This window comes from Bacillus sp. FSL W8-0519, assembly GCF_038005585.1.
GTDB lineage: Bacteria > Bacillota > Bacilli > Bacillales > Bacillaceae_G > Bacillus_A > Bacillus_A paranthracis.
On the sequence record NZ_JBBOTL010000001.1, the window covers coordinates 1,944,491 to 1,970,921 of the forward strand.

General features: G+C 33.8%; 31 protein-coding genes. 23 read left to right on the plus strand and 8 right to left on the minus strand.

Annotation, left to right across the window (positions count from 1 at the left end; translation table 11 throughout):
• Positions 1-10 precede the first annotated feature (10 nt).
• From NST14_RS10065 to NST14_RS10085, 5 genes are all read left to right on the plus strand, one after another.
• Positions 11-667 carry a YkyA family protein gene (locus NST14_RS10065; RefSeq protein ID WP_000873552.1) on the plus strand — a complete coding sequence of 219 codons (657 nt, stop codon included), beginning with the start codon at positions 11-13 and terminating at the stop codon, positions 665-667.
• Between the two features lie 159 nt (positions 668-826).
• Positions 827-1,507, plus strand: coding sequence for an MgtC/SapB family protein (locus tag NST14_RS10070; protein ID WP_000119508.1), 681 nt, complete (start codon positions 827-829; stop codon positions 1,505-1,507).
• A 93-nt stretch (positions 1,508-1,600) separates the two neighbouring features.
• Positions 1,601-2,125 (plus strand): GNAT family N-acetyltransferase, encoded by a 525-nt coding sequence (locus NST14_RS10075; protein WP_073536147.1) that lies wholly within the window; start codon positions 1,601-1,603, stop codon positions 2,123-2,125.
• 266 nt (positions 2,126-2,391) lie between these two features.
• Complete coding sequence (locus tag NST14_RS10080) at positions 2,392-2,598, plus strand: alpha/beta-type small acid-soluble spore protein (RefSeq protein ID WP_000113545.1); 207 nt, start codon at positions 2,392-2,394, stop codon at positions 2,596-2,598.
• A 236-nt stretch (positions 2,599-2,834) separates the two neighbouring features.
• Positions 2,835-4,064, plus strand: coding sequence for an MFS transporter (locus tag NST14_RS10085; protein ID WP_033670231.1), 1,230 nt, complete (start codon positions 2,835-2,837; stop codon positions 4,062-4,064).
• Positions 4,065-4,117: 53 nt separating this feature from the next.
• Here the strand turns inward: NST14_RS10085 and NST14_RS10090 are convergent, their stop codons facing one another.
• Positions 4,118-4,732, minus strand: coding sequence for a LysE/ArgO family amino acid transporter (locus NST14_RS10090; RefSeq protein ID WP_001287306.1), 615 nt, complete (start codon positions 4,730-4,732; stop codon positions 4,118-4,120).
• Positions 4,733-4,882: 150 nt separating this feature from the next.
• Between NST14_RS10090 and NST14_RS10095 the strand changes: the two genes are divergently transcribed.
• The gene (locus tag NST14_RS10095; protein WP_000816383.1) at positions 4,883-5,050 is read left to right on the plus strand and encodes a DUF3933 family protein; all 168 of its coding nucleotides are present in this window, start codon (positions 4,883-4,885) and stop codon (positions 5,048-5,050) included.
• Between the two features lie 106 nt (positions 5,051-5,156).
• On the opposite strand, the gene NST14_RS10100 is transcribed toward NST14_RS10095, so the two are convergent.
• Positions 5,157-6,122 carry a patatin-like phospholipase family protein gene (locus NST14_RS10100; RefSeq protein WP_000686816.1) on the minus strand — a complete coding sequence of 322 codons (966 nt, stop codon included), beginning with the start codon at positions 6,120-6,122 and terminating at the stop codon, positions 5,157-5,159.
• A gap of 88 nt (positions 6,123-6,210) precedes the next feature.
• Positions 6,211-6,366 carry a YjcZ family sporulation protein gene (locus NST14_RS10105; RefSeq protein ID WP_000540426.1) on the minus strand — a complete coding sequence of 52 codons (156 nt, stop codon included), beginning with the start codon at positions 6,364-6,366 and terminating at the stop codon, positions 6,211-6,213.
• 224 nt (positions 6,367-6,590) lie between these two features.
• Between NST14_RS10105 and NST14_RS10110 the strand changes: the two genes are divergently transcribed.
• The 4 genes from NST14_RS10110 (at position 6,591) to NST14_RS10125 (ending at position 9,443) form a co-directional block, all read left to right on the plus strand.
• On the plus strand, positions 6,591-7,343 hold the full coding sequence (locus tag NST14_RS10110) for a YwqG family protein (RefSeq protein WP_001041265.1): 753 nt from the start codon (positions 6,591-6,593) through the stop codon (positions 7,341-7,343).
• Positions 7,344-7,488: 145 nt separating this feature from the next.
• Positions 7,489-8,649, plus strand: coding sequence for a transglutaminase domain-containing protein (locus NST14_RS10115; RefSeq protein ID WP_000520843.1), 1,161 nt, complete (start codon positions 7,489-7,491; stop codon positions 8,647-8,649).
• A 103-nt stretch (positions 8,650-8,752) separates the two neighbouring features.
• Complete coding sequence (locus NST14_RS10120; RefSeq protein WP_229142997.1) at positions 8,753-8,950, plus strand: DUF4083 domain-containing protein; 198 nt, start codon at positions 8,753-8,755, stop codon at positions 8,948-8,950.
• A 31-nt stretch (positions 8,951-8,981) separates the two neighbouring features.
• Positions 8,982-9,443: an NUDIX hydrolase gene (locus tag NST14_RS10125; RefSeq protein WP_341118608.1), complete on the plus strand. Its 462-nt coding sequence runs from the start codon at positions 8,982-8,984 to the stop codon at positions 9,441-9,443.
• A 48-nt stretch (positions 9,444-9,491) separates the two neighbouring features.
• Here NST14_RS10125 and nadE read toward each other — a convergent pair whose 3' ends face one another.
• Entirely contained in the window at positions 9,492-10,310 is an 819-nt protein-coding gene (gene nadE / locus NST14_RS10130) for an ammonia-dependent NAD(+) synthetase (protein WP_000174879.1), read from the minus strand.
• Between the two features lie 271 nt (positions 10,311-10,581).
• Between nadE and NST14_RS10135 the strand changes: the two genes are divergently transcribed.
• The 3 genes from NST14_RS10135 (at position 10,582) to NST14_RS10145 (ending at position 14,091) form a co-directional block, all read left to right on the plus strand.
• Positions 10,582-12,462 carry an FtsX-like permease family protein gene (locus tag NST14_RS10135; protein WP_048556912.1) on the plus strand — a complete coding sequence of 627 codons (1,881 nt, stop codon included), beginning with the start codon at positions 10,582-10,584 and terminating at the stop codon, positions 12,460-12,462.
• 116 nt (positions 12,463-12,578) lie between these two features.
• Complete coding sequence (locus tag NST14_RS10140) at positions 12,579-12,866, plus strand: AbrB/MazE/SpoVT family DNA-binding domain-containing protein (RefSeq protein WP_000648330.1); 288 nt, start codon at positions 12,579-12,581, stop codon at positions 12,864-12,866.
• Positions 12,867-13,140: 274 nt separating this feature from the next.
• Positions 13,141-14,091, plus strand: a complete 951-nt coding sequence (locus NST14_RS10145; protein WP_001089047.1) for a serine protease — start codon at positions 13,141-13,143, stop codon at positions 14,089-14,091.
• A gap of 39 nt (positions 14,092-14,130) precedes the next feature.
• Here the strand turns inward: NST14_RS10145 and NST14_RS10150 are convergent, their stop codons facing one another.
• Positions 14,131-14,439, minus strand: coding sequence for an ArsR/SmtB family transcription factor (locus NST14_RS10150; protein ID WP_001259915.1), 309 nt, complete (start codon positions 14,437-14,439; stop codon positions 14,131-14,133).
• Between the two features lie 107 nt (positions 14,440-14,546).
• Here NST14_RS10150 and NST14_RS10155 point away from each other — a divergent pair, with 107 nt between their 5' ends.
• Both NST14_RS10155 and NST14_RS10160 read left to right on the plus strand, forming a co-directional pair.
• Positions 14,547-15,482 carry an aldo/keto reductase gene (locus NST14_RS10155; protein ID WP_000877956.1) on the plus strand — a complete coding sequence of 312 codons (936 nt, stop codon included), beginning with the start codon at positions 14,547-14,549 and terminating at the stop codon, positions 15,480-15,482.
• Positions 15,483-15,531: 49 nt separating this feature from the next.
• Positions 15,532-16,707, plus strand: a complete 1,176-nt coding sequence (locus NST14_RS10160; protein WP_000832291.1) for an MFS transporter — start codon at positions 15,532-15,534, stop codon at positions 16,705-16,707.
• Positions 16,708-16,893: 186 nt separating this feature from the next.
• On the opposite strand, the gene NST14_RS10165 is transcribed toward NST14_RS10160, so the two are convergent.
• Together NST14_RS10165 and NST14_RS10170 are read right to left on the minus strand one after the other, a co-directional pair.
• Positions 16,894-17,118, minus strand: coding sequence for a hypothetical protein (locus tag NST14_RS10165; protein ID WP_000162601.1), 225 nt, complete (start codon positions 17,116-17,118; stop codon positions 16,894-16,896).
• Positions 17,119-17,202: 84 nt separating this feature from the next.
• A complete protein-coding gene (locus tag NST14_RS10170; protein WP_000426313.1) occupies positions 17,203-17,550 on the minus strand; it encodes a DUF4257 domain-containing protein in 348 nt (115 codons plus the stop codon).
• A 196-nt stretch (positions 17,551-17,746) separates the two neighbouring features.
• Here NST14_RS10170 and NST14_RS10175 point away from each other — a divergent pair, with 196 nt between their 5' ends.
• The 5 genes from NST14_RS10175 (at position 17,747) to NST14_RS10195 (ending at position 22,856) form a co-directional block, all read left to right on the plus strand.
• The gene (locus tag NST14_RS10175; RefSeq protein WP_229142998.1) at positions 17,747-18,274 is read left to right on the plus strand and encodes a DinB family protein; all 528 of its coding nucleotides are present in this window, start codon (positions 17,747-17,749) and stop codon (positions 18,272-18,274) included.
• 182 nt (positions 18,275-18,456) lie between these two features.
• Positions 18,457-19,506 (plus strand): ribosome small subunit-dependent GTPase A, encoded by a 1,050-nt coding sequence (gene rsgA / locus NST14_RS10180; protein ID WP_001073059.1) that lies wholly within the window; start codon positions 18,457-18,459, stop codon positions 19,504-19,506.
• Positions 19,507-19,709: 203 nt separating this feature from the next.
• The gene (locus NST14_RS10185) at positions 19,710-21,692 is read left to right on the plus strand and encodes a HAMP domain-containing methyl-accepting chemotaxis protein (protein WP_000533111.1); all 1,983 of its coding nucleotides are present in this window, start codon (positions 19,710-19,712) and stop codon (positions 21,690-21,692) included.
• A 194-nt stretch (positions 21,693-21,886) separates the two neighbouring features.
• A complete protein-coding gene (locus NST14_RS10190; RefSeq protein ID WP_000539568.1) occupies positions 21,887-22,192 on the plus strand; it encodes a hypothetical protein in 306 nt (101 codons plus the stop codon).
• A 295-nt stretch (positions 22,193-22,487) separates the two neighbouring features.
• Positions 22,488-22,856: a DUF3979 family protein gene (locus NST14_RS10195; protein WP_000965077.1), complete on the plus strand. Its 369-nt coding sequence runs from the start codon at positions 22,488-22,490 to the stop codon at positions 22,854-22,856.
• Positions 22,857-22,892: 36 nt separating this feature from the next.
• Here NST14_RS10195 and NST14_RS10200 read toward each other — a convergent pair whose 3' ends face one another.
• Positions 22,893-23,933: a YkvI family membrane protein gene (locus NST14_RS10200; protein ID WP_001990330.1), complete on the minus strand. Its 1,041-nt coding sequence runs from the start codon at positions 23,931-23,933 to the stop codon at positions 22,893-22,895.
• Between the two features lie 241 nt (positions 23,934-24,174).
• Between NST14_RS10200 and NST14_RS10205 the strand changes: the two genes are divergently transcribed.
• The 3 genes from NST14_RS10205 (at position 24,175) to NST14_RS10215 (ending at position 26,399) form a co-directional block, all read left to right on the plus strand.
• Positions 24,175-24,618 (plus strand): Dps family protein, encoded by a 444-nt coding sequence (locus tag NST14_RS10205; RefSeq protein ID WP_000105198.1) that lies wholly within the window; start codon positions 24,175-24,177, stop codon positions 24,616-24,618.
• A gap of 154 nt (positions 24,619-24,772) precedes the next feature.
• Positions 24,773-25,228 (plus strand): DUF3939 domain-containing protein, encoded by a 456-nt coding sequence (locus NST14_RS10210; RefSeq protein ID WP_000488187.1) that lies wholly within the window; start codon positions 24,773-24,775, stop codon positions 25,226-25,228.
• Between the two features lie 226 nt (positions 25,229-25,454).
• Complete coding sequence (locus tag NST14_RS10215; protein WP_000788435.1) at positions 25,455-26,399, plus strand: alpha/beta hydrolase; 945 nt, start codon at positions 25,455-25,457, stop codon at positions 26,397-26,399.
• The last annotated feature ends 32 nt before the right edge of the window (positions 26,400-26,431 follow it).

Below are 26,431 nucleotides of genomic sequence, written 5' to 3' on the forward strand. Positions count from 1 at the left end.
GGAATGAACGTTGAAGTATGGAAAAGTAGCAGTAGTTGGAGCACTATCAGTAGGACTATTAACAGGTTGTTTCGGTGAAAAACCAGAAGAAAACCTATATACAGCTTTTGAAACAGCGGCGACACAAGAGAAATCATTAGTTGATGAAGCGAAAAAATTAGAGAAGTTAGAGAAGGAAGGCCAAGAACTATATTCTCAAATTTTACAAGAAGGTAAAGATCATAATGACGCTGTTATGAAGAAAATAGAGCAGGCTACTGCCAATGTAGATGATCGTGAAAAAGCTTTGAAAAATGAGAAAGAAATGCTAGAAAAAGCTCAGAAAGAAACGAAATCTGTTCAAGGAAATATAGAGAAGCTTGAAGATAAAAAGTTACAAAAACAAGCGAAAGCAGTAGAAGAGTCGTATAAAAATCGTTATGATGCATTCCAAAAGATGAATGAAAATTATACGAAGGCGTTAGCGACCGAAAAAGAATTGTATGAAAAATTAAAAGTAAAAGAAACGAAATTAAAAGAGATTGGTGAAAAAGTTAAGGCTGTTAATGAATTAACTATGGAAGCACAAAAATCAAAAGAGCAATTTAACAATTTTACAAAAGAGTATAATGACAGTAAATTAGCATTCTACAAAGATGCAGAGATTAAGATTAAAGATAAGAAATAAAGAAGAGTTTTAAGCGTAATAAAAAGCCGGAGAAACATCGTCACAAATGTTTTTTCGGTTTTTTACGTTAAATGAATAGAAAAGACTGGAATTGATATCATAAAAGAGTTATAGTGAATTATTCCAAGGGAAACATTGTAAAGTAAGGAGACTGGAAATATGTCATATGAATTTTTACTCAAATTAGGTTTAGCACTCTTTTTAGGATTATTCATCGGGATAGATAGGCAGCTAAAGAATAAACCACTTGGTGTGAAAACAAGTATGGTTATTTCTGTAGCAAGTTGTTTAATTACGATGGTTTCAATTGAATCTGTACATGTATATTCTGTTCCAGGGCATACAAATATGGATCCCATGCGTTTAGCTGCTCAAATTGTGAGTGGAATTGGTTTTCTTGGAGCAGGTGTTATTTTACGAAGAAGTAATGACGTTATTTCTGGATTAACGACCGCCTCTATGGTGTGGGCTGCTTCAGCTTTAGGTATTGCGATTGGAGCAGGATTTTATTTACAAGCGACGGTTGCTATGATTTTAATTATTTTAGCAATTAATGTACTTCCGCAACTTGTGAAAATTGCAGGACCGTATTCATTAAGACAAAAGGACTTGTCTATTAAAATTACTGTAAAAGAGCATCATGAGTTAGATGGTATATTTAAGCAGATTAAAAATTTAGGAATGCATGTAAAACGCGTGAAGATTAAAGATATAGATAGTGGAGCATTTCAGCAATTAGAGATGGTTATTTTAGCTCCAGAAGATTTATATACAACTGAGTTATATAGCTCACTAAAAGAGATAGATCGTGTTGTTTCAGTTGAAGTGGAAAGTAGATAATTGTAACAAAAAAGAGTGAAGTGAATTCACTCTTTTTTGTTTGGATTTTTAAGGAAGTAAATTGATATAATGATGAGTAAACGAGGGGGAGAAATGATGGAAATACATATTAGAAGAGCGATAAAAGATGATATACCAGGTATAGCAAAGGTCCACGCTGATAGTTGGAAAACGACATATCAAGGCATATTCCCTAACGAGATTTTAGAAAATATAACATATGAGAAACGGGAAAAACAATGGGAAAACATTTTTCAAAAAGAAAGTAACCATCAATTTAGATTTGTAGCAGAGACGTTAAATGGAGAAATAGTTGGATTCATCGATGGAGGAGCAGAAAGAACTGGTACATATAATTGTGATGGAGAATTATATGCGATTTACCTTTTACAAGAGTATCAAGGCATGAAAATAGGACAAAAGTTATTTCAAGCTTTACTATCTGAATGTACAAACAATAATATGCAATCACTTTTAGTATGGGTTGTTACGAATAACCCTTCTAAAACGTTTTATGAAAAGTTTAATCCAGAAAAAATGGATACAAAATTTTTAGAAAGATTACAGGTGGAAGAGACAGCGTATTGTTGGAAAGATATTAATAATATTATTATGTAAAGTGTATGTTTGAAAGAGGTATACCAATTAAAGTATACCTTTTTTGTTTCACTCGAATGGTTGGGACATAATGCGAAAGATATATGAAAAGAAGAAATGAAAGTACTAACAAATAGAAATTTAGAAGTAGTAACTTCTTAGTATAAAATGATGTAAGAGTCTCTCATTGTAGAGACTCTTTTTTTTAAATGAAAATAACCAAAAATTACCATGTATTTAAATTAAAATTTAACACAATTTATATATAAATAAGGAGGTGATTGGTAATGGCTAGAAATCGTAATTCTAATCAATTAGCATCACATGGAGCACAAGCGGCTTTAGATCAAATGAAATATGAAATTGCACAAGAGTTTGGTGTACAACTTGGCGCTGATACTTCTTCACGTGCAAACGGTTCTGTAGGCGGTGAAATTACAAAACGCCTTGTAGCGATGGCAGAACAACAACTTGGTGGCGGATATACTCGCTAATTGTAGAAGGTTATAGGAGAAAGGAAGGATTCTTCCTTTCTTTTTTTTTCAATTAATTGGTATGGATATATTGTGAACTGGATTCAAAGAATAGGAATAATACTATATTTTCCCCAATTTCTTTTGTTGTGAATGGGAAGTAGTAAAAATGTAATAGCCCTGGTGGAATGAAAAGTTACGTTCCAGCAGGGCTATTATATGGTAAGAAATATATGATGAAAGGTTTCGAAGCCAACATGTTAAAAAAAGAAAACTGTTGTTTGATTGCGCTTGCATCAGTTCCACTTGTTATGACATTAGGGAATTCAATGCTCATTCCAATTCTGCCGACTATTGAAAAGAAATTACATATTTCATCGTTTCAAGTATCCATGATTATTACCATTTATTCTATCGTAGCCATTCTACTTATACCGATTGCTGGTTATTTATCAGATAGATGGGGACGAAAGATGGTAATGGTTCCGAGTTTGCTGATTGCGGCTATAGGAGGAGCGATAACTGGTTGGGTATCTTGGAAAGTTGATAATCCCTACACTTGGATATTGATCGGTAGAGCGATTCAAGGTATTGGTGCTGCTGGTGCAATGCCAGTTGTTATACCGTGTGTTGGTGATTTATACAAAGATGAAAAACAAGTTAGTACAGGTTTAGGAATCATCGAAACATCCAATACATTTGGGAAAGTGTTGAGCCCTATTTTAGGGTCTGCTCTGGCTGCCATTGTATGGTTCTTGCCGTTTTGGGCGATTCCAGTTTTATGCGTAGTATCAATTGTTTTATTACTTGTTCTAGTAAAGGCAAAGAAACAAGAAGGAGAAGTACCACCGCTTAAAGAGTTTATAAAATCAATTCTTGCTACGTTTCGAGAAAAAGGAAGATGGTTAATTGCCATTTTTGCATTAGGTGCAATTATTATGCTTATTTTATTCGGAATTCTCTTTTATTTGTCAACTATATTGGAATCAAAGTATGACATTCATGGTATTTGGAAAGGGTGTGTACTTGCAATCCCGTTACTTGTACTGTCACTTAGTTCATATATGGCTGGCAAAAAAATTGGAGATAACCAAAATGTGATGAAGAAGTGTATTTACATTGGTTTTTTAATGGCTGCTGCATCAGTCATCATTCCTTTATTTATAAAAGGAATTTATTTACTACTTCTTTGTCTCGTTATTATGGGGGTAGGAATTGGTATGGCACTCCCATGTTTAGATGCTCTCATTACACAAGGAATTGAAAAGGAGCAAAGGGGGACGGTTACGTCATTTTATAGTTCTATGCGATTTATCGGTGTAGCAGCTGGACCACCTCTATACTCTTTTTTCATGAAAGGTGCTGACCATGAAGTGTTTTATGTAACAAGTATTCTCGCTGGGATTGGTGCTGCTATAGCAATCATTTGGATTAAACCAGCAAAAGATGCAAAGAACGTAAAAAAGAAACCAGAACCTACTTCATAATTTGTAAGAGAATTGCATGATGTTTTCAGTAACATGCAATTCTCTTTCGTTCATTAGGAATAAATAACTTGTTTTAACATATAAAGTGCGACACTCCATATGATGAGACCAGAAAATTTATTTAATAATACGATTGTCTTTCCGGTTGAGTCTAGCCTTTTTAGAAATTTCCCCGCTAAAGCTAAGCTTATAAACCAAATCCAAGAAACGATAATAGTTGCAAGTGTGAAAGCCCATTTTTCATTTCCTATGTATTGAATCGAATTTGTTCCAATTACACCGATTGTATCTAAAATTGCATGTGGATTTAATAATGAAACCGATGCAGCGAAAAGTATTTGTTTTTTTACTGGCATACTTTTTTCTTGTTTTACATCGTTGGAAGGGGTACTTCTCCAAATAACAAAGCCCATGTATAGGAGAAAGAAAAATCCAATTATATATAATGAGTTAGTTAGCCAAGAAAAAGTAAGGAGTACAAGGGAAACACCTTGTACCGCTATCAATATGAGTAACGTATCACATATAGAGGCAGTTAATACGACAGGGGCTGCCCTCCAAATGTTTGGTTGGCTCGCACCTTGGTTAAAGACGAAAACATTTTGAACACCTAATGGAATGATAAGACCAAATGCAAGAATGATCCCATGAATAATTGCTTCACTCATCATATTTCCTCCTATTTAAATTTATTATGATAGTGTATATTGTATAGAAGAAATGAAAATTTGTATCCATATTCATACGCAACATTAGAAGAAATTGAAATAGGTATAAAAAAACTTGCACAACTAATGAAAAAGTAAGAGGAGAAAGTAATGAAACAATATGTAATTTGCCAAATTATCAATGGAGAAAAATATTTAGCTGCTTATGCGGAGACGAAGCAGGAAGCAATTGAAAAAGCAGAATTGTTAGGATTACGAACGGGAAATCGATACACCGTTATTACTGCAGAGGAAGCAGAAGGGTTAACTTATCCTTAAACAACGTATAATAATGATACAGAAAGTAAATAAGCTTAGTAACATATTATATTACTAGGCTTATTTTTTGAAAGCGTTACGTGTTCTCGTATAAAAGATAATAATATTATGAGTCAAGTTGACGGAAATAACGATTTGATTTTCGATCCTGATTTCCGTTTCTATAGTTATCAATATATTGTCTGAAATTCCACGATTGTAAAAACTTATTTGCGGCGTTATAACCAGAATTGTATAGCCACTCTTTTTCTTCCATTGTTAACTCAAAGTTTGTACTAGTAATGGATCCTGTTGGGATTGTAATTGTTCTTGCTTTTGATTCCTTGTCTAAATGACGTAAATCATGGGCTTGCATCATTGTTTTAAAAAGTCCTTTGAACATGGAGATAGGCTCGTTGTAGTGGGCTGGGTCAGCTTGAATCTCATCTTTTACGAAATGAAACCCAAAAGTCGGCCAGCGGGGAGAGGTAGGGGAGTCGAAAATCCAAATTGGATAATTGCTTAAAATTCCTCCATCAACCATATAACAAGGCTGCTTCCATTTTGGGGTTCTCCATTTTACCGGTTCAAAAAAGAAGGGGATTGTACTACTCATTCGTACAGCCTTCGCAATAGAGAAGCGATAATTTAAAAATCCGTAGTTCGGTAAGTCATCAGGAAAGATAACCATTTTACCATTACTTATATCAGAAGCGATAATTTTAAGCTTATTTAAATCAGGTAAATCTGTAAATAAATGAACTCCTTTTTTTCGAAGTAATTCTTCAATCCATTCTTCTATAAAAATATTAGAGTAAATACCAAGAGTAGTCCATGCGCTTAATCCTTTTCCAATAAACGGGATTCTGTCAATAAAGGTTCTCTTCGTAAATTTATCATAATCAATATTTGTTATAATCGTTTTTAGCTCTGAGCAAGAGTATCCTGCTGCTAGGAGCGCAGCGATAATCGAACCAGCTGATGTTCCAGCTACACGTTCCCATTCATAGCCTTTTTCAGCTAACGCGCAAATTGCCCCTACATGCGCAATTCCGCGTACACCGCCTCCTTCAAAAACACCATCAATCTTCATAAAGTCATACTTCCTTTCACATAAAATATTTGAAAATGGCAAAAAAGCACGTATTATACGTGCTTTTTTACAATAGTTTTTAAATTTACTAGCAGCCTACAAAGCCGCCCCAACAGCTAGCTCCGATGATGATTAGAAGGATAAATAAAACGATTAATAAAGCGAAGCCTCCATAACCACATCCACCACAACTACCGCCGTAACCGCCGTAACCGTAACCGCCGCAACTATATCCGTAACCCATGTGGAATTCCTCCTTAAATTAAAAATAAAAATGAACGAGGGGAAAATGTACTGGAAGAAATAATGAACTATCGTGTTTGTAGGAACAATGTATACTATGCTTTTTTTAACTTGTTCGCGTATGAAGGAAGAGCCCGTTTTTTTGGAGGCTTGTTGTTTTTATAAAGAATGGAGTATAATTTTTGTGCGATGATACAAATAAGTATGTAAATATAAGGAGAATGTATGAATAAACAAATTGAAGTATTAATTGATAAATATGGGCTGACGCATTTAAAAGAGGAACTTATGAATACTGTATTTCCTTGTATAAAAGTTGTGCCAAAGCAGGAGGAAACAGTAGCGATAGGTAGTTCGAAAATGGGAGGGGTTCCTGACTTGCCATTTACATTTGAATATCCAACGCATAAAGGAAATACGTTACAGTTTATTGCACAATTTAATTTAAAGGATTTACAAAATATTGGTATGAATCACGATCTTCCTAAGACGGGGATGTTATATTTCTTTACCGTGGAAAATTATTTTGAAGAAGATGTGAATCCAACTGGAGCGGGGCGTGTGCTTTATTATGATGTTCCTGTAGAGCAATTACGAAGAGGAGATGAATTGCAAACGAATTATAACCAGTGTGCAATTACTTTTGAATTAACGTATAAATTGCCAGAGCTTTTCATTGAAGATGAGGCTGATTCGGACCGTTTCTTGCAATTACTTGAAGAGCTAATTCCAGACAACTATGATAACCATCAAATATTTGGTGAGCCATTTTCTGTACAAGATGAGGTATTATACGAGACTGGACAATATATGGACATAGATCCGCAGCAAATGACGCTTTTATTCCAAATTGATTCAGATACTAAAAATTGTAATATGATGTGGGGAGATTTAGGGATGCTTTATTTCTGTATAGGAAATGAAGACTTGAAAAATCGACGTTTTGAAAATGCATGTTGTGTATTACAAACTTGTTAATGAAAAGGGTTGTTCTTGTAAAAAGAACAACCCTTTTACAATGTTAAATATGCATAATCTCATATGACCTATACGAAAAAGTATTGTATACTCTGAAACTATACGATACTTTTTCGTATAGTTATAGAATGTAAGGAGTGACATGATGGGAAAGACAAGTAAGTATGTGACAGCTGCCGCACTTTGTTCAACTATAGTAATGGGGGGCTTACACGCGTCATCTGTATCTTATGCAGCTACAAATCAAACTGTAGCGACATCGCAATCAGATACAAAGTTGTTAAATGATTTCAAAAAAGAATTAAAAAAACAGGTTGATAATCGAGAAGAAAATATTACAATCACATATAAAACAAAAGATAGAAATGCTAGAAGTATTATGGATGAATTGTATGGCGAGTTTAATAAAATTGTAGATGCAGATGAGTATGTAAAATATAATGTAGCGTCTACTAGATATTCCATTAAAGGGTTACCAGGAAACTATACATTTACACTGCAAGTGAAGTACCGTGAATCGAAAGAGCAAACACAATATGTAAAATCTCAGGCAAAAGCGATTATCGGCTCGATTGTAAAACCAGGGATGGATGATCATGAGAAAGTAAAAGCTATTCATGATTACGTTGTAAAACATGTATCATATGATACGTCTTATCAAGCATATACAGCATATGAAGCATTAGCGAATCGCTCTGCTGTTTGCCAAGGATATACGTTATTAACATATGAATTGCTAAAAGGAGCAGGTATCCAAAACCATATTGTAACAGGTACAGGAAATGGACAAGCTCACGCATGGAATTTAGTGAACATTGAAAACAAATGGTATCATCTTGATACAACATTCGATGATCCAGTACCAGATAAAGCTGGGCGCGTAACATATTCATATTTTAATATGTCTGATGAACAATTAAGTAAAGACCACGATTGGGATCGTAGCAAATATCCAGCAGCAACTACAAGCTACTTTAATGAATTAACAAACAAAATAAAAGCGGGTAGTTCAAAGACTGTGGCGTATGAACAAATGTTAAAAGAAACAAATTTAAAATATATGTCTACACAATACGGAGCAGAGAATTATAGTGATTTTAAGAAGAAATTACAGCAACAATTTGCTTCTAAGCCAGAAAAGGTAGAAGTACGATATAAGCAGTCTATGGATGGGACGATGCAAGATATAAAGAAAGTATTAAATGAAATAAATTGGCCAAAGGGTGCAAAGCGTGTATCTTATCAAGTAGCACCTTATAGTGCGATGGCAGATTATTCATTAGCGACAATTACATTTACGTATTAATCGGTGAAAGAGAGCATCTGTAAAGGATGCTCTTTTCCTTATGTATTACTACAAAAATCAGAATTATATGATAAAATGAAAGGAGGAAGGATGTGGAATCTAAATGAATTTGTTCGAGAGTGATATTTTTATATTGATATATACTTGTTTAGTAATCGGACTTATCGTTTTGTTTTTCCTATCATTTACTTTGTTTATTAGAAGAGTATTTCTAAACAGCGCTGCAAAAAAACAACAAGTGATGCATATGAATCAGAAGCTAGATCGAATTATTGAATTGCTTGAAAAAGATAAGGAATAGCGATAAAAGAAGTATGAAAAGGGGAAAGAGAATGGCCAATTATATAAAAGAATTACGCGAAAAAGTAGGGCATGATTATGTTTTCTTAAACTTTGCCGGTGGTTTTGTATTTAATAAAGAAGGAGAAGTATTACTGCAAAAAAGAGGTGACTTTAACGCTTGGGGCTTTCCAGGGGGGGCAATGGAGATAGGAGAATCGGCTGCGGAAACTGCAATTCGAGAAATAAAAGAAGAAACCGGGTATGATGTAGAAATAAATGAACTTATTGGAGTGTATACAAAATATTTTCAATCATATCCAAATGGAGACAAGGCGCAGTCAATTGTGATGTGTTTTTCATGCTCAATAGTTGGAGGCGACAAAAAAGTAGATGGTGATGAAACGTTGGATTTGAAGTTTTTCCGGTTAGACAACATGCCACCGTTATTTTGTAAACAGCATGAAGATTGCCTGCAAGATTTATTGGAGAAAAGGGTAGGGGTATATCGTTAACATATAAAAAAGAAGCTAAATGAGATTAGCTTCTTTTTTATGTTTCATTTATTTCCACCAATCATCAAACATTGATGCTGGTACTTGTCTTTTATGCTCACTCACTGTGTAACGTTTTTCAATCTTTTCTGCAACGTCAGCTGGAACTGTTTTACCTTCTAAATAGTCATCAAGTTGATCATACGTAATACCTAACTCTGTTTCATCAGCTTGACCTGGCTTTTCATCTAATAAATCAGCTGTTGGCATTTTTAAGTAAAGTCGCTCGTCCGCACCTAATTCTTGTAATAGAGCGCGTCCTTGGCGTTTCGTTAATCCCGTTAATGGTAATAGGTCTGCACCACCATCTCCGAATTTTGTAAAGAATCCTGTTACAGCTTCTGCAGCGTGATCTGTTCCGATAACAAGGAGCCCTTTTTGTCCACCGATTGCATATTGTGTAACCATGCGGATACGTGCTTTTACGTTACCTTTATTGAAATCTGTTAACGATTCATCTAATAAGTTTTCGTATTGATTTGAGAAAGCATCAACAGTTGAAGCGATATCAAATGCAACAGATTGATCAGCTTGAATAAATTGTAATGCTAATTGCGCATCATCTTCATCTTTTTGCACTTTATAAGGAAGGCGCACGGCGATAAACGTTGCATTACCACCTTCATTACGAATTTCCTCCACTGCAAGCTGAGCTAAACGTCCAGCTAATGTAGAGTCTTGTCCGCCACTAATTCCAAGTACAAATCCTTTCGCACCTGTTTTTTTTACATAATCTTTTAAGAAATCAACACGTTTACGGATTTCTGCTTTCGGATCAATTACAGGTTGAACGTGTAATGCTTTCATAATCTGTTCTTGCAATGTCATTATGTTTTCCTCCTATTCATATTAAAGCGGTAAATAAGTTTATATGTATATTGGTACATACTTCTATCCTTTATTATTTCGCAAAATTAAAGAATATACAATAGGATGTGTGTATGAATATGAATGTAGTCATTATAATGAAACTGCATCGTTTAAGCAATTTTTTTGAAACCTTTCAATAATGTAAGGTTTTTGTCATTTGAATCGATGGAAGGGATTTCCGTACTTTACTAATATAAGAACATAGTTAGTAGAAGGGCGGAGAAGTAATATGAATATTAGAGAACTCGCATATCGGAATGTGACGCGAAATAGACGAACATATTCAGCATATTTTTTAAGTAGTGCATTTGCTATTATGGCCTTTTTTGTTTATTCGTTTTTTGCGTTTCATCCGGCATTAAGTGCTGGAGAATTGGGACGATATGTGTTCGTAAGTATGTCTTTTGCACAGTCCATTATTTACTTATTTACATTTTTCTTTATTTTATATTCGATGGGAATGTTTTTAAAAACGAGAAAGCGTGAACTAGGAATTTTAATGATGTTAGGTATGACGAAATATCAATTAAAGCGTCTTATCTTTTTTGAAAATATTATGATTGGAATAGGGGCAATTATTTTTGGGATACTTGCTGGAATGCTATTTTCCGGAATATTACTATTTATAGCTCCAATGATATTAAAGTTAGATATTTCCTTACCTTATTACATTCCAATGAAAGCCATTGTTGTAACGAGTATTATGTTTTTCGTATTATTTATGATCATTTCATTGTTTAGTGCAGGAATGATTCGAAAAAATAAAATTATGAAATTGTTTAGAGGATCGGCAGAAGCGAAGCCGGAACCGAAAGCATCCATTATTTCTTCTATATTAGCAGTTATATTGCTTAGTGCCGGATATGCAGGAGCGCTTATGTCACACGGTGCAATGGTATTTATCATGATGATTCCTGTTACAACGGTAGTCATTATTGGTACGTATTTGCTGTACAAGCAGTTGAGTGTTTTTATTATTAGACTATGTAAAAAAAGTAAACGTTTTTATTGGACACAGACAAATATTATTACGTTGTCAGATTTAGCTTACCGTATGAGAGATAACGCAAGAATGTTCTTTATTGTAACGATAATTTCAACTGTAGCATTTTCAGCAATAGGTACATTAGTTGGCTTTACATCAATGACAAAGGCGGTTATGGAGAGACCAATTGCGTTTCACTATCATTCTAAGCAAGGAAATAGTAATGAATCACAGCATTTGAAGATGATTGACGAAGGGTTAAAGAAACATAGTATAGCAGCTTCAAAAACTAATATTTCAACAAAGAAAACGGAGGAGCAGTCGTTAAGAAGCGCCACGTTTATAAAGGAATCAGACTATAAGGAATATGCGAAGTTAACAGGAGAACCCTTTCATGAGGGATCCAAAAAAGAAGTTTTATTTTTGGCAGTTGATATACCAGGACCACCGATGAAAGAAAGAAAAGAAATTACGTTGCCACATTTGAATGAACCTTTAAAAGTGAAAAAAATTAATACGTCTTCATTAAGTAAAATAATAAGAGGTAACGTTTATGTAATCTCTAACAAGCAGTATGATGCATTACAAGATGGATTTAAAGAGGAAAAAAATTATGTATACAAAACAGAGGGAACGAAAGATGAAATTGAGGTTGGGAAAGAACTAACGCATCAGATGAAACCTTATGAAGAACATGCAACGTTTAGTGCAGAAGAGTACGCACAAAACCAAAGTTTACAAATTGCAGGACCAATTCTATTTGTAGGTTTCTTTATCGGTATTGTATTTTTCGTATGTGCAGGAAGCTTCCTTTATTTCCGTTTGTTTTCTGACTTGGAGGATGATACTCGTTTGTTTGAAATGATTCGAAAAGTAGGCTTAACAAGTGGAGAATTATCGAAAGTAGTTACAATTCGATTGGCGCTTTTATTCTTTGTTCCAATAGGTGTTGCAACATTACATGGGGCAGTAGCGTTAACTGCACTCGGACAGATGTTTGAGTACTCACTATTTAAAGAAAATGCGATTGTATTAAGTATTTTCGTAGGAATTCAAGTTGTATATTTTTTACTGATTCGATTTCGTTATTTAAAACAATTGAAAGAGAGATTACGTCTTCGTTAAATGTGTTTTTTTAACTTGAGTACAAAATTTTCTAAAAAGAGGCAGGTATTACCAAAAAGTGATAAAATGGAAAAAGCGAGGTGAAAAAATTAATAAATAGTAAGGGAGGAAGTAATATGAAAGCAACAGGAGTTATTCGAAAAGTAGACGAATTAGGACGAATTGTAATTCCTAAAGAATTACGTGATGTATTGGGAATACAAATTAAATCACCGCTTGAAATTTTCGTAGAAGAAGACAAAGTCATTTTACAAAAATATCAACCTTACAATGCTTGTCAAATAACAGGTGATGTTTCAAATCAAAACATATCATTAGCAAATGGAAACATTACTGTTAGTATAGATGGAGCGAAATATTTAATAAAAGAAATAGAGAAGTTTTTAAACAAGAGTGAGGCTTAGTCTTAATTTATATTATTTTAAAAATTTCATATCATTCTTGAAAGACAGTAAAAGGACCAATTTAGTGGTCCTTTTATTTTGGTTATTGGTTGTACCAATCGGATTTTTGATGTCTACAAATTACGAGATAAATAAAAGAGTAGTATAAATTTCGTAAGCCTTATTGAGAAACATTTTTAAGGAAGGAAAACGAAACACATAAAACGAATGTTAAATGTAAGTGTTTTCAAAAGTGGTCTGAAATGAAAATAATATATTTTCAGGAGGGATTACAATGAATAGTAGTACAGCGAATAAACAAAAAGGTATACAATTGATTCCTTTTACAGTAGATAAGGTGGTTGAACAAGTAAATGAAATTCCGCCAGGTGTACAACTCATTCATGCTCCACAAGTATGGGAGAAGAGTACAAAAGGAAAAGATATTGTTGTTGCAGTATTAGATACAGGGTGTGATATGAATCATATAGATTTAAAGGATCGTATTATCGGCGGAAGAAATTTCACGAAAGATTACGAAGGAGATCCAAATATTTATCTTGATAATAACGGACATGGTACTCATGTAGCTGGGACAATTGCAGCGACTGAAAATGGAGTTGGTGTTTTAGGAGTCGCACCACTTGCTAAAATGTTAGTGTTAAAGGTTTTAGCAGGAGATGGTTCTGGAAGTTATGAGCAAATTATTGAGGCGATACATTATGCTGTAAATTGGAGAGGGCCTAATAAAGAAAGAGTTAGAGTCATTTCCATGTCACTTGGTGGCCCGCAAGATGTTCCAGAATTACATGAAGCAATTCAAAATGCAGTAAAGCAAGATGTTCTCGTCGTATGTGCTGCTGGAAATAATGGAGATTGTAATGATAATACGGAGGAACTAGATTTCCCAGGTGCATACTCAGAAGTAATTGAAGTGGGTGCCGTCAATTTAGAGCGGAAAATCGCATGTTTTAGTAATTCAAATCAAGAAATTGATTTAGTGGCGCCAGGCGATGAAATATTATCTACGTATCCTGAAGGGAAATATGCGGTATTAAGTGGAACTTCTATGGCCACACCGCATGTCGCTGGAGCACTGGCATTGCTCATAAAGCAGTGTGAAAGGGAATATGGTAGAAAGTTATCAGAACCAGAAATATATGCACAACTTATTAAAAGAACTGTACCTTTAGGATATGAACGTACATCTGAAGGGAATGGTTTATTAGATTTATTAAAAGAATAGAAAAACTAAACAACATCTCATATTCCTATGAGATGTTGTTTAGTATGGTTCTGTCGCATGTATTATGACATCTAATAAACCGGGGAATCTAGCATTTAAGTCATCTTCACGAATTGAAATGAAACGTTGAGTTCCTTCAAGGCGTGTATACATAACACCGGATTCACGTAAAACTTTGAAATGGTGTGATAAAGTTGATTTCGCGATTGGAATGTTTAACGCGCCACAAGATTGTTCGTTTTTTTCTAGTAGCATAGTTACAATTTGTAAACGAATTTGATCGCTAAGTGCATATAGAACAGAAGAGAATTGAATTTCTTCTCGATTTGGATGATAGAGAGTACGCATTTTTTCACCTGCTCGTGTAAGTAATATATTTGCACTATAACATATAAAGTGGTATATTTCTATTGTTCGAATATATTCGAACAATAGAAATATAGGGGGAGAAAAAAATGAAGTATACAAAATTGCAAAAGGCAGGACTAAATATTTCAAAGTTGGGGTTAGGAACAAACGCTGTAGGGGGACATAATTTATATGCTGATGTGAATGAGGAAGAAGGAAAACGATTAATAGAAGAAGCTATGGGGCAAGGGATTACCTTTATTGATACAGCAGATTCATACGGTTTCGGCAGATCAGAAGAATTGGTAGGGGAAGTATTGAAGGGAAAACGCCACGAAGCTGTACTTGCTACCAAAGGTGGAATACAACCGTTATTAAATGGAGAGGTTTATATGAATAATGAACCGAGCTATTTAAGAAAAGCTGTAGAAAATAGCTTAAGAAGATTACAAACTGATTATATTGATTTATATTATTTACATTTTACAAACCCAGAAACAAGTTACATAGATTCAATTGGAGAACTTACTCGCCTAAAAGAAGAAGGGAAAATTCGTTCAATTGGAATATCTAACGTAAACGTAGAGCAATTAAAAGAAGCAAATCAGTATGGGCACATAGATGTTGTACAATCACCGTATAATATGTTAGATCGTACTGCTGGGCAAGAACTTTTGCCATATTGTATAGAATCAGGTATTTCATTTATTCCTTACGGGCCTCTTGCTTTTGGGATACTAGGTGGTAAATATACAGAAGATTTCAAATTGAATAAAGGAGATTGGCGTCAAAGTGTAAATCTATTTGAAGAGAATACATATAAGAGCAACTTTAAGAAAGTTGAAAAGTTAAAAGACATAGCTAAAGAAAAGGATCTCGAATTATCGCATTTAGCTTTAGCGTGGTTATTAAACCAAAAAGGAATTGATACTGTTATTCCTGGTGGGAAACGAGCGGAGCAAATAAGAGAAAGTGTAAGAGCGGTGGAAGTTTCATTGAATGAAAATGTCATGAAAGAGATTGAATCTATTTTAGAAGATTAGTTGAAAGGAGGGATAATTCCCTCTTTTTATATAAAAGGAGAAGATTTAAATGAAAAGAGTACTAGCTGTATTCTTTACAATCATGTTTATGATCGGTACAGATACTTTCTTAATTTCACCACTTTTACCCACATTACAACAGGTGTATCATATTTCAACTGAGTTGTCAGGGTGGATGGTGAGTTCATATGCTTTGGGATATGCTGCATTTGCACTTATCGCTGGTCCTATATCAGATAGTTTAAACAGAAAAAAAGTGATGGTAATAGGGATGAGTTTTTTTGCGTTAAGTACGTTTTTATGTGGAATTGCACCGAGTTTTCTATGGATGTTAATATTGAGATTTTTAGCAGGTGTAAGTGCAGCCTTTGTATCTCCACAAGTGTGGGCATCTATTCCGCTCCTTATAGAGAAGGAACAAATTGTAAAGGCAATTGGGATTGCAACAGCAGGATTGTCACTCTCTCAAATTTTAGGACTGCCAGTTGGATCATATTTAGCAATGATACACTATACAACACCATTCTTCATCATTGGTATATTATCAGCACTACTTGTTATTCTTATTTATGCAGTATTACCAGAAATACAACCGGGTTATATAAATGGAAATAAAACAAATATCTTAAGGCGTTATAAACAATTACTTTCAGATTCTAAGGTTTCACTTTCTTTTTTTGCATATTTTGTTTTTCAAACTGGTAATTTTGCTGCATTTTCATTCTTCGGTGTGTGGCTGTCTATTCAATTTGGCTTGCAAATTCATGAAATAGGAACAGCTATGCTCGTATTAGGATTAGGAAATTTAACTGGTAATATTTTTGGACCTAGAATCGTAAATAAAATTGGTTATAACCTTTCATTCTATGGTGGAATTATATTTACAGCAGTTCTATATGCATTACTTCCTCATGTAAACAACATTATAATTGTGGAGTTATTATTTTTTGTTTTGTTTTTTGTGACAGGAATTTTGTTTGTATTAATGATGAGGCACTTACAAAACATATCTATCGTAGCAAGAGGAACAGGAGCGGCTCTAGCTAATGCTTCTATGTATATTGGTCAAATGATTGGAGCGGCAATGGCAGGAATGTTATTTGCCGCATCTCACAATTTTATATTTGTAGGTAGTTTTACTGCAATATTATATATTATAGCTGTATTTCTGTTTAGAAAAAGTGAAAAGCTTACTGAAAATAGTGAAACAGGAATTGCGTCATAAAGTCCTTACAAATAAAAAAAGCCCAAAAATAAAAATCCCTATAGAGATAGGGATTCATATATCGGCATATAGCTCCTTGGAAAAGGATATACTGAGTATAACATATAGGACTACTTATAATTGTGAAATAGTTGTGAAAGTAATGTGAAAAATAACATAATAAAAAGCACTGTTTTAGCTAATGAACTAAAACAGTGCTTTTCTCTTTGATTGAACAGTTGCTGCATTTTCATCATGTATGCCTGCATCTTTAATAATTCGTTGTTTAGCTTTATTTAATAGATGGTTTACTGCTTCTCCAAAATAGTTAGCTTCGCTTTTTGTGCGGGCTTCTCGTAAACATTTATAGTTTTCTAGCAGTTCCTCTTTTTCAGTGTCTGTTAAGAAATCTTCTATTTTCTTTTTTGTCATACGAAACACCCTTTCTTCTGACAAACGACGCAATAGAAAATATTTATTGTTTATTATAGCAATAATTTTCAAAAAAAGTATAGACTAACGTCGCAATAATTTGTCAATTTCTTGAATCTTCTCATCAGCTTTCCCGATTTGCGTATTTTTAGCCTGTTCGCCACCAAGAGCTTGATGTAGTAAAAAAGTCTGACCGGAAATAGCAGTCACAATGGATACTTTAATAATTTCTTTGATTAAGGTGACATCAAATAAAACGAGTCCAAGAAGTGCAGCTAGACTACCAGTGAAAATATCAGTCAAAAACCCAAAGTGAAAAAAAGTCTTCAAACGGCGTGGAAGCAATAACTTACCTTGGTTATTGATTAGATGGGAAACGAAACCGGTAATGCCACCAACGAGTATAGCGGTTAGCCATTGATACATTTCCATCGAATCCACTCCTTTTAGTGAATAAGATTCGATTATTTTATATTGATTCCTTTTAATATTTCATAGAAGCATATTGAGAAAGTTTGTTTGGGGGTATTACGTATTCAATTTAATTATAACAGAAAAATCTGATATATTTCAGTCTATTATATGAAGCTGTTATTCCTTAATATGAATACAGAAAAGGGTGCGTGATATGAATATAGATTACCGAATAAGAAGTGTGGCTGGTTATACAAAAAATATAGGGGAATTAGTAAGCATGCTGGAGCATACAAGGGCTGTAACATTCCTTGAAATAAGAGATCTATCGGTTGAGCAATTAGATTTAATGATACCGAGTGGAGGGAATTCCATTGGAGCGTTACTAAAGCATATAGCAGCTATTGAAAAAGCACATCAGCTTATTTCATTTCAAGAGCGTGACTTTACAAAGGAAGAATTAGAAATATGGAAAGACGCACTCTATTTAGGAGAATCGAGGAAAACCATTCGTGGTCATGAAATAAAGTATTATGTACAGCTTCTACAAAGTGTTCGAGAAGAATCACTGAAGTATTTGAGTGAACAAGGTGATGAATGGCTTATGTCAGAAAGAAAGTGGCCTAACGGTGTAGCTCATAACCAGTACTATTTGTGGTTTCACGTGCTAGAAGATGAGATTAGTCACCGTGGGCAAATTAGAATGATGAAAAATGAAATGTTTGAAAATTACGTTAAATAAGGTAGCTTTTTAAATGAATATTCCATATAATGAGAGTAATTAAAATGAGAACGGGGTGATGTATTATGGCGAAAATAACTTATATGAATAATAAACCAAATACAAAGGTGGATGGAAAGGGCGAGACTATATAAGGGAGCGCACGATCCTTCCGCTTAGCTTAAACTAGGGAGGATATCAATTTGAATCAAAATATTTTAGAATCGTTCGGCTGGGATTCTTTTTTTGAGGAACAAGCTGTTGAGAACTTTGAAGTAGGACGAATTTTACTTGAGCATAAGCATATATATCGAATTATTTGTAATGATGGTGAATATATGGCAGAGCTGTCTGGAAAGTTTCGACATGAAGCAGTAACGAAGGGAGATTATCCAGCAGTTGGTGATTGGGTGTATATAAAGAAAATAGAGAATGAAAAGAAAGCAATTATTCATCGTATTTTTCCAAGAAGAAGCTCTTTTTCTAGACAAGAGGCTGGTACTCGAACGGAAGAACAAGTAATAGCAGCAAATGTAGATTATCTATTTTTAGTGAATGCACTTAATCATGATTTTAATGTAAGAAGAATGGAACGTTATTTACTATTAGCGTATGAAAGCGGTGCAATGCCTGTAATTGTTTTAACAAAGAGTAGCTTATGTGAGGACATAGAGCAGAAAATTGTTGAAACGGAAGCTGTGGCAATTGGTGTTCCAATCTTCGTCGTTGATAGTGTAGAGCATACCGGTATTGAATCGTTGCAGCAATTCGTTACTTCAGGAAAAACAATTGCTTTAGTCGGGTCATCAGGGGTTGGGAAATCTACTTTGTTAAATGCACTTATAGGAATTGAAGTAGCAAAAACGGGAGATATTCGTGAGGAAGATAGTAAAGGAAGGCATACGACAACTCATCGTGAATTGTTCCGATTACCGAGTGGTAGTTTAGTTATTGATACTCCGGGTATGAGGGAGCTGCAGCTTTGGGAAGGAAGCGATGCGATTCAAACAACATTTTCTGATATTGAAGAACTAGCAAATACATGCCGTTTTAGGGACTGTAAGCATGAAAATGAGCCAGGGTGTGCAGTGCATAAGGCAATTGATAACGGAATGATTACGATAAATCGATTGCAAAGCTATAAAAAATTACAAAGAGAACTAGCCTATTTTATGAGAAAACAAGATGCTGTTCTTGCAAGAGCAGAGCGTGATAAGTGGAAAAAGATTTCTAAACAGCATAAAAAAATGTAAAAAACCAAAGGTATATTCCTTTGGTTTTTTACATTTGTAAATTTTATAATAATATTATTTAAATATATAGACAAATAGAATTTATTTGTTTAAACTTTACAAAGTATTCATCATAATAGGTTATGAAAATAATAATTAGGGAATGGGAAATATTTATAATTCACAATATTTATCTTATAAAATTGAAAAGCAGGAGGTTTGTAATGGGTAGACTATTAAATTGGTTTCGTGATATGAAAGTAGCAAAAAAACTACTAATTTCATTTTTCGTCATTCTAATTGCGGCGGTCTCTATTATCGGAGGCATGTCTTATCAAACAGCTAAAAAGAATTTTGAATCACAAATTACGAGTAGTGCTCACGACAATATAAAAATATTAGATAATTTAATCAATCAAATGATTGAGGCAAAATTTAATGATATAAATAATTTTGCGCGAGTGATTCAAGGGAATATGTATCAAGGGGAAAATCAAGATGAATTAAGGAAGATGTTATCTCAATATATTAATTTAAATAAAGATGTTGAACAAGTATACGTTGCTGGAAATGATAAGAAATTTGTGCAAGAACCAAATATACAAATGGCAGCGGACTATGATCCAACAGAACGTTCTTGGTATAAAGATGCAGTGGCAAAACAAGGTGGTATTGTAATTACTGAGCCGTATAAGGCAAAAGGAAATGGACATATTGTCGTAACGATTGCAAAACAAGCAGAAGATAAAAACGGTGTTGTAGCGATAGATTTAAGTTTAGATAATTTATTAAAAACAACGAAGTTAATTAATATTGGTAAAAAGGGATATGCTTTCATTTTAGATGGGAAACAAAAAATAATTGCACATCCTCAAGAGAAGTCAGGAGAAAAAGCATCTGATTCTTGGGCGAAGAAAATTTATGAAGATAATCATGGTGCTTTTTCATATATGTATGACGGTAGCGAAAAACAAATGGTATTTGCTACAAATGTAAAAACAGGTTGGAAAATCAGTGGGACGATGTACTCAAATGAAGTAATTGAAGCTGCGCAGCCTGTATTTTATAATATGTTAATTGTTATGTTCATTTCATTAGTTATAGGCGGGGCACTTATTTATTTTGTGACACTTTCTATAACGAAGCCATTAAAAAGATTAGTTGTCACTTCTAAAGAAATAAGTGAGGGAGATCTAACGCAAACCATCGAAATTCATTCTAATGATGAAATTGGTCAACTTGCAAAAGGATTTAATGAGATGACTGATGCATTGCGAACATTAATCGGAAGAATTAATACTTCGGCTGGACATGTTGCAGCAGCATCAGAAGAGCTAACGGCAAGTGTAAGACAAGCGAGTGAAGCGACTGAGCAAATTACAATGGCAATGGATGAAATATCGAGCGGGGCAACAACACAAACAACAAGTGTAGAAAATGGTGCAATGTTACTATTTAATGTAACAGAAGGAATTCAACATGTAGCAAATAGTTCATCATCAATTAGTACGGCTTCTGCGCATACTCGTGAAAAAGCAGAAGATGGTGGAAAACTAGTAGGAAAAACAGTAAATCAAATGCAGTCTATTGCAGAATCTGTTTCACAGTCAGATGAAGTTATACAGTTATTAAATAATAAATCAAAACAAATTGGTGACATACTGGAAGTCATTCAAAATATTGCAGATCAAACAAATCTTCTAGCTTTGAATGCGGCAATTGAAGCTGCAAGAGCAGGAGAGCACGGAAGAGGATTTGCAATCGTTGCAGATGAAGTACGTAAATTGGCGGAGAAGTCTAGCGTATCTTCTAGTGAAATTAGTAAATTAATAAGTGAAATACAAGATGACATGAGTAAGACGGTAAAATCAATGGGGCATGTAAATGAAGAAGTTCAATCTGGACTTGTAATTGCGAATGAAACGAAGCAAAACTTTACTGAGATTTTACAATCTACAAACGAAATTGCCGATCAAATTAAAACGATGGTTGAAACGGCTAACGGGATGTCAAAAGGTGCAAATGAAGTGTCTATTTCGGTAGGACAAATTGCAATGACAGCGCAGAATAATGCGACGAGTACTCAAAACGTTGCAGCATCAGCGGAAGAACAATTAGCTTCGATGGAGGAAATTGGTTCTGCAGCTGGTACGCTTTCTCAAATGGCTGAAGAGTTACAAGTATTAATTGAAAGATTTAAAGTTTAATAGAGAACAGACTACTCCAAGATAGCAGTATGCTATTGGAGTAGTCTGTTTTTTTTGTAAAATTAAATAGAAATACACAATACTTTTATGAGGTTTAAATATATATTTTGTATAATATTTGTCGAAAAATAAAGGTATTTGTTAACTTTGTGTATAATTATAATCATATAGAATACAAATAAAAGGAGATTCGTATGGGAGTGTATTGGGGGACAAAAAGACATTCTTGGCTTAGTTATGTCTCATTTTGGTTAAGTATTTCATTTTTTATTGTTTTTCTAATTGAAGTGTTTATTTTAAAAACACTTTCGAATAGTTCGGTACAAATTGTTAAATATTTTTATTTTATATTTGTACCAATAAACATCTTCCTTAGTTTAAAGTTACTTTTGAAGAAGAATGAAAAGAAAGCATTACCTATTTTTAGTTTCATTGTATCATTATTATTTACTATTTTAATACTAGTATTAGCGTTAGCAGCTACTGGGAAATTCTTTTAAGGAGAGTGATATAAGTCACTCTTCTTTTTTTATTGCATGGAAATAATAAATTGGAGGGTGGACAAAGAAAGTATTTACTTAAGTTTGATATGATTTGAAAGCTTTAGAAGGGGATTAAGAAATGCATTAAGAGACAATCCAGAAAGTAATGCAGAGAATCAGGTGTTTTATATACAGTTATGAAGCAAATGAATACGGTAAGAACGGCGATATATGGTACAATACATATGGATAGTGATAGAGATAAAGAGTATATAAAATACTCATCGTTTTTTAGTAAGAGAGGGGTTATCTTATGCTATACGAGGATTTGATGACATTATTTCAAGCAGCTCCGAAAGAAGAAGGTAGAGGCGCTTGGAAATATATAATCCAGGAACGAAATGATAAATATGAAATTGTTAATGAAATGTTGAAAAATCAAATGAGTGTTGAATTGTATTTTAATGAATATGATGAGGTGAAAATCACTTTATATAAAGATGGAATGCCTATTTCGACGATGCAAAGAATTGCGATTTCAAAAGTTGAATTAGACGAAGAGGAAGAAGGGATTCAATTCGTTTTAGAACGTATGCCTAGTCGAATGATTCGGTTGCAATTAAAGCCATATTTGGCAATCGAAATGGGGCCGTACTGGGAAGTATGTGATGATTGTGAGTAAATATATATAAAAAGCATCCAATAACATGGATGCTTTTTATGTTTTTTGAAGTTGTTTAAAAGCAATAATCGGAAGTAAAATGATGCTAACCCACCCGATTACTGGATATAGAATATGGAGTAATTCACTGTAACCAACGTAACTAAAGCAATAACTTATTAGTAAAATGAAGAAAATAATATTGTTATTTTTCCAGCCAGTGATGGATTGCATTTGTTTTGTCATTCCGAACACATTGCCAACTAAAGTTGTGAATACTTCACCGAAAATGATAAGAACAAAGAAAAAGTGAAAAGTGGCATTGAATTTTCTTATGACTTCAGCCATTGGAATGTTATATTGATAAAATTGGTCGACTGATAAGATAGCTAAATGGCTACATAATAATATTAAAGAAAGTCCTGCCCCACCTAAAATACCGCCCCATAAAATGGCCTTTCGATCTTTTACTTCGCTGGCTAACGGGACGAGGACGCTTTGGGCGAGAGAAAGATTTAAGGCGACATATGTAATAGGACTAGTTATCCACTTCATATTCCAGCTTTCTGCAGGAATAGTGTTACTAATAGGAGTTGTACCGTGAAAAAACGTTGTAATAGCAAGTCCGATAATGAAAATCATCATAATAGGTACGACAAGTGTATTAACTTCAAAAACCCCTTGTAATCCGCGACTACCTATAATGAGACAGGCGATTACTGTAATGAAAATACCGAGTTGTCTTGGTAAACGAAGTTGCTCTTCAAATACCGCTCCAGCTCCTGATAACATAACGCTCGTTACACCAAATAATACGAGCAATAATAATGTGTTTACGACATTTCCAAATACATCCCCAAATAAATATTTGTTAAATTCTTGCGCTGAAAATGCACCGATTTGTGAGGAGAGTAACATCATTTTTGTACCGAGCCAAATAAAAAAAAATCCACTTATACATATACCAATTGTTCCATAAAAGCCATTCACTGTAAAAAATTCAACAATTTCTCGTCCAGTAGCAAATCCAGCTCCAACGACTGTTCCAATATAAGTAGCAGCGACTTTCTTTGCTACTTGCCATTGTTGATTGTCCATGTTATCCCTCTTTCTACTACGATGAGCTTGATTTACTATTATGCATATGTATGAGCTTGGACAATTAGACGTATGAAGTGTTTGAAAACATACATGAATTAATACATATTAGGGAAATATTAAAGGTGTTAAAACTTTGTTACATATAAGCTAATCGTTCGAAAGGATAGGAAATGTATGGTAACATGTAACTAGGTTATGAAAAGATAATCATTACAAAATGATAAGAGGAGTGGATTGTATGAGTACGAAAACAAATGTTGTTGAAGTATTAAACAAGCAGGTAGCAAACTGGAATGTGTTATATGTGAAACTACATAATTATCACTGGTATGTGACAGGACCACACTTCTTTACATTACATGAGAAATTTGAAGAGTTTTACAATGAAGCTGGAACGTATATTGATGAATTAGCAGAACGTATTTTAGCATTGGAAGGTAAGCCGTTAGCGACAATGAAAGAATATCTTGCAACATCTAGTGTGAATGAAGGGACAAGCAAGGAATCTGCAGAAGAAATGGTGCAAACATTAGTAAATGATTACTCAGCACTTATTCAAGAACTAAAAGAAGGCATGGAAGTTGCTGGTGAAGCTGGAGATGAAACATCAGCGGACATGTTGTTAGCAATTCATACAACATTAGAACAACATGTATGGATGCTAAGTGCGTTCTTAAAATAAAGTGAAACTTTAATCAGTGGGGGCTTACTGCCCATTAAAGCGGGATAAATATAAGAATATAAAGAAAAAAGTCATTGAAAAATTCTTTCAATGACTTTTTTGTGATTTTTCAGTTTTCTTTTATGCTATAATATAGTAAAAAGGAGGCGATGCGATGTTTCGCTTTTTCAAAACTGGAAAAGAAGAGCGTGAAATTACGAAAGATGAATTGGAACAAGCGATGGCTAAGTTTCTAGAAAAGAATGCTAATATCGTTTATACAGTATTAGTAAATGATGATTATACAGTGAATTATGATTTGTTAAAGCCGTATTTACCTGCATTTCCAACAAACCATTTTCTTATTACGAAGGAAACGCTTGAGGTATTTGAACATACAGAAGAAAACTTAAACCTAGTGAAAGAAATTGATATTGTACAAAAGGCAGTAGATCAGTATGTAACAGAAAAAGAAATGTTTCCAATTGTAGAAGGTAGTGAAGATCGCCTCATATGCGGAATGAAACTAGGACCTTACTTAGATCGTATATTAAAAAGAGACTTATATATTTCAGAAAAACATTATTTAGTTTCAAGTAAACCAGATAGAAAAAAACAAAAGAGTGGGTAGATGTATTGAGAACAACAATAAATATATTGTTGTCTTTTTTTTGGTTGTAAAAATATTTATTTTTCAGTCTATTAAACTTTATACTAAATTTATTGGGTAAAGAGGAGTAATAATTGAGTATCATTTTAAGAATAAAGTTATTGTTAGCTTGAGTTATATAACGATTACAGAATGATATAAAGGTTTGAGACATAAATATTATAACAGGTTACGGGGGAGTAGATGTATGAAAAATGGTATGACTTACATTCAATTATTAAATGAAACGTTACATTGCTATGCAAGTAAAGGAAGTTTAGAAGCGTACACTTATATAATGGAGCATGCTAAAGGTATAGTAGGGAATGAGGCTCAAATATATAATTTTAAATATGCATTAGCGAGTGCAGCAGGACTTGAAGAAGAAGCGTTGCATTTAATGAAGGAAGCTATTATAGAAAAGGGTTTTTGGTATGGAAATGAGTATTTAATTTCGGACGACGATTTAAAACCACTACATAAATTTGAAGAGTTTCATCAAATGGTTCAATTATGTAAAGAAAGAGAAGAGTTAGCAAAGAAAACAGAACGAGCAGATGTGAAATATATAGAAAGTAAGAAAAAAGAAAAACTATTTATTGCAATGCACGGTGATCAAGAAAATATAGGAATAATAGAACCATATTGGAAATCTGTTTTGGCACAAAATTATACGTTAGCTTTACCACAGTCTTCGAAAATCCAGTTTTCAGATGGGTTTGTATGGGATGATTTACATAGAGGGAAAGAAGAATTAAAAGAGCATTACGATAAGCTTATAGAGAACCGTACAGTAGAACATGTAATAATTGGCGGTTTTTCTGCTGGAGCAAGAGTAGCTCTATATACAATTTTACAAAAAAATATAGCTGTGGATGGGGTTATTTTTATGGCACCGTGGCTTCCAGAGGTTGAAGAATGGAATGAGTTGCTGGGAGTACTACAGGATAAACATATAAAGGGATATATAGTCTGCGGTGATCAAGATGAAGATTGTTTCGAATGCACACAGCAATTTGTACAATTATTAAGAGATAAGAATATAGAACATAAGTATAAAATTATACCTAACTTAAATCATGATTATCCTATTCACTTTGAAGAGGTATTGAAAGAAGCTATTGAATATATAGGGAATGAAAACAATAAGTAGTAAGAAAAGGAGATGCATCATATGTGATGTAT

Bases quoted from the DNA above. Each gene is read 5' to 3' on its own strand.
- NST14_RS10070 (WP_000119508.1), top strand. From the start codon at position 827: ATGTCATATGAATTTTTACTCAAATTAGGTTTAGCACTCTTTTTAGGA.
- NST14_RS10205 (WP_000105198.1), top strand. From the start codon at position 24,175: ATGAGTACGAAAACAAATGTTGTTGAAGTATTAAACAAGCAGGTAGCA.
- NST14_RS10125 (WP_341118608.1), top strand. From the start codon at position 8,982: ATGGCCAATTATATAAAAGAATTACGCGAAAAAGTAGGGCATGATTAT.
- NST14_RS10140 (WP_000648330.1), top strand. From the start codon at position 12,579: ATGAAAGCAACAGGAGTTATTCGAAAAGTAGACGAATTAGGACGAATT.
- NST14_RS10165 (WP_000162601.1), bottom strand. From the start codon at position 17,118: ATGACAAAAAAGAAAATAGAAGATTTCTTAACAGACACTGAAAAAGAG.
- NST14_RS10170 (WP_000426313.1), bottom strand. From the start codon at position 17,550: ATGGAAATGTATCAATGGCTAACCGCTATACTCGTTGGTGGCATTACC.
- NST14_RS10080 (WP_000113545.1), top strand. From the start codon at position 2,392: ATGGCTAGAAATCGTAATTCTAATCAATTAGCATCACATGGAGCACAA.
- NST14_RS10115 (WP_000520843.1), top strand. From the start codon at position 7,489: ATGGGAAAGACAAGTAAGTATGTGACAGCTGCCGCACTTTGTTCAACT.
- NST14_RS10185 (WP_000533111.1), top strand. From the start codon at position 19,710: ATGGGTAGACTATTAAATTGGTTTCGTGATATGAAAGTAGCAAAAAAA.
- NST14_RS10160 (WP_000832291.1), top strand. From the start codon at position 15,532: ATGAAAAGAGTACTAGCTGTATTCTTTACAATCATGTTTATGATCGGT.
- NST14_RS10135 (WP_048556912.1), top strand. From the start codon at position 10,582: ATGAATATTAGAGAACTCGCATATCGGAATGTGACGCGAAATAGACGA.
- nadE (WP_000174879.1), bottom strand. From the start codon at position 10,310: ATGACATTGCAAGAACAGATTATGAAAGCATTACACGTTCAACCTGTA.
- NST14_RS10195 (WP_000965077.1), top strand. From the start codon at position 22,488: ATGCTATACGAGGATTTGATGACATTATTTCAAGCAGCTCCGAAAGAA.
- NST14_RS10100 (WP_000686816.1), bottom strand. From the start codon at position 6,122: ATGAAGATTGATGGTGTTTTTGAAGGAGGCGGTGTACGCGGAATTGCG.
- NST14_RS10210 (WP_000488187.1), top strand. From the start codon at position 24,773: ATGTTTCGCTTTTTCAAAACTGGAAAAGAAGAGCGTGAAATTACGAAA.
- NST14_RS10190 (WP_000539568.1), top strand. From the start codon at position 21,887: ATGGGAGTGTATTGGGGGACAAAAAGACATTCTTGGCTTAGTTATGTC.
- NST14_RS10175 (WP_229142998.1), top strand. From the start codon at position 17,747: ATGAATATAGATTACCGAATAAGAAGTGTGGCTGGTTATACAAAAAAT.
- NST14_RS10155 (WP_000877956.1), top strand. From the start codon at position 14,547: ATGAAGTATACAAAATTGCAAAAGGCAGGACTAAATATTTCAAAGTTG.
- NST14_RS10090 (WP_001287306.1), bottom strand. From the start codon at position 4,732: ATGAGTGAAGCAATTATTCATGGGATCATTCTTGCATTTGGTCTTATC.
- NST14_RS10105 (WP_000540426.1), bottom strand. From the start codon at position 6,366: ATGGGTTACGGATATAGTTGCGGCGGTTACGGTTACGGCGGTTACGGC.
- NST14_RS10110 (WP_001041265.1), top strand. From the start codon at position 6,591: ATGAATAAACAAATTGAAGTATTAATTGATAAATATGGGCTGACGCAT.
- NST14_RS10085 (WP_033670231.1), top strand. From the start codon at position 2,835: ATGTTAAAAAAAGAAAACTGTTGTTTGATTGCGCTTGCATCAGTTCCA.
- NST14_RS10075 (WP_073536147.1), top strand. From the start codon at position 1,601: ATGATGGAAATACATATTAGAAGAGCGATAAAAGATGATATACCAGGT.
- NST14_RS10145 (WP_001089047.1), top strand. From the start codon at position 13,141: ATGAATAGTAGTACAGCGAATAAACAAAAAGGTATACAATTGATTCCT.
- NST14_RS10120 (WP_229142997.1), top strand. From the start codon at position 8,753: ATGAATTTGTTCGAGAGTGATATTTTTATATTGATATATACTTGTTTA.
- NST14_RS10200 (WP_001990330.1), bottom strand. From the start codon at position 23,933: ATGGACAATCAACAATGGCAAGTAGCAAAGAAAGTCGCTGCTACTTAT.
- NST14_RS10150 (WP_001259915.1), bottom strand. From the start codon at position 14,439: ATGCGTACTCTCTATCATCCAAATCGAGAAGAAATTCAATTCTCTTCT.
- NST14_RS10215 (WP_000788435.1), top strand. From the start codon at position 25,455: ATGAAAAATGGTATGACTTACATTCAATTATTAAATGAAACGTTACAT.
- NST14_RS10095 (WP_000816383.1), top strand. From the start codon at position 4,883: ATGAAACAATATGTAATTTGCCAAATTATCAATGGAGAAAAATATTTA.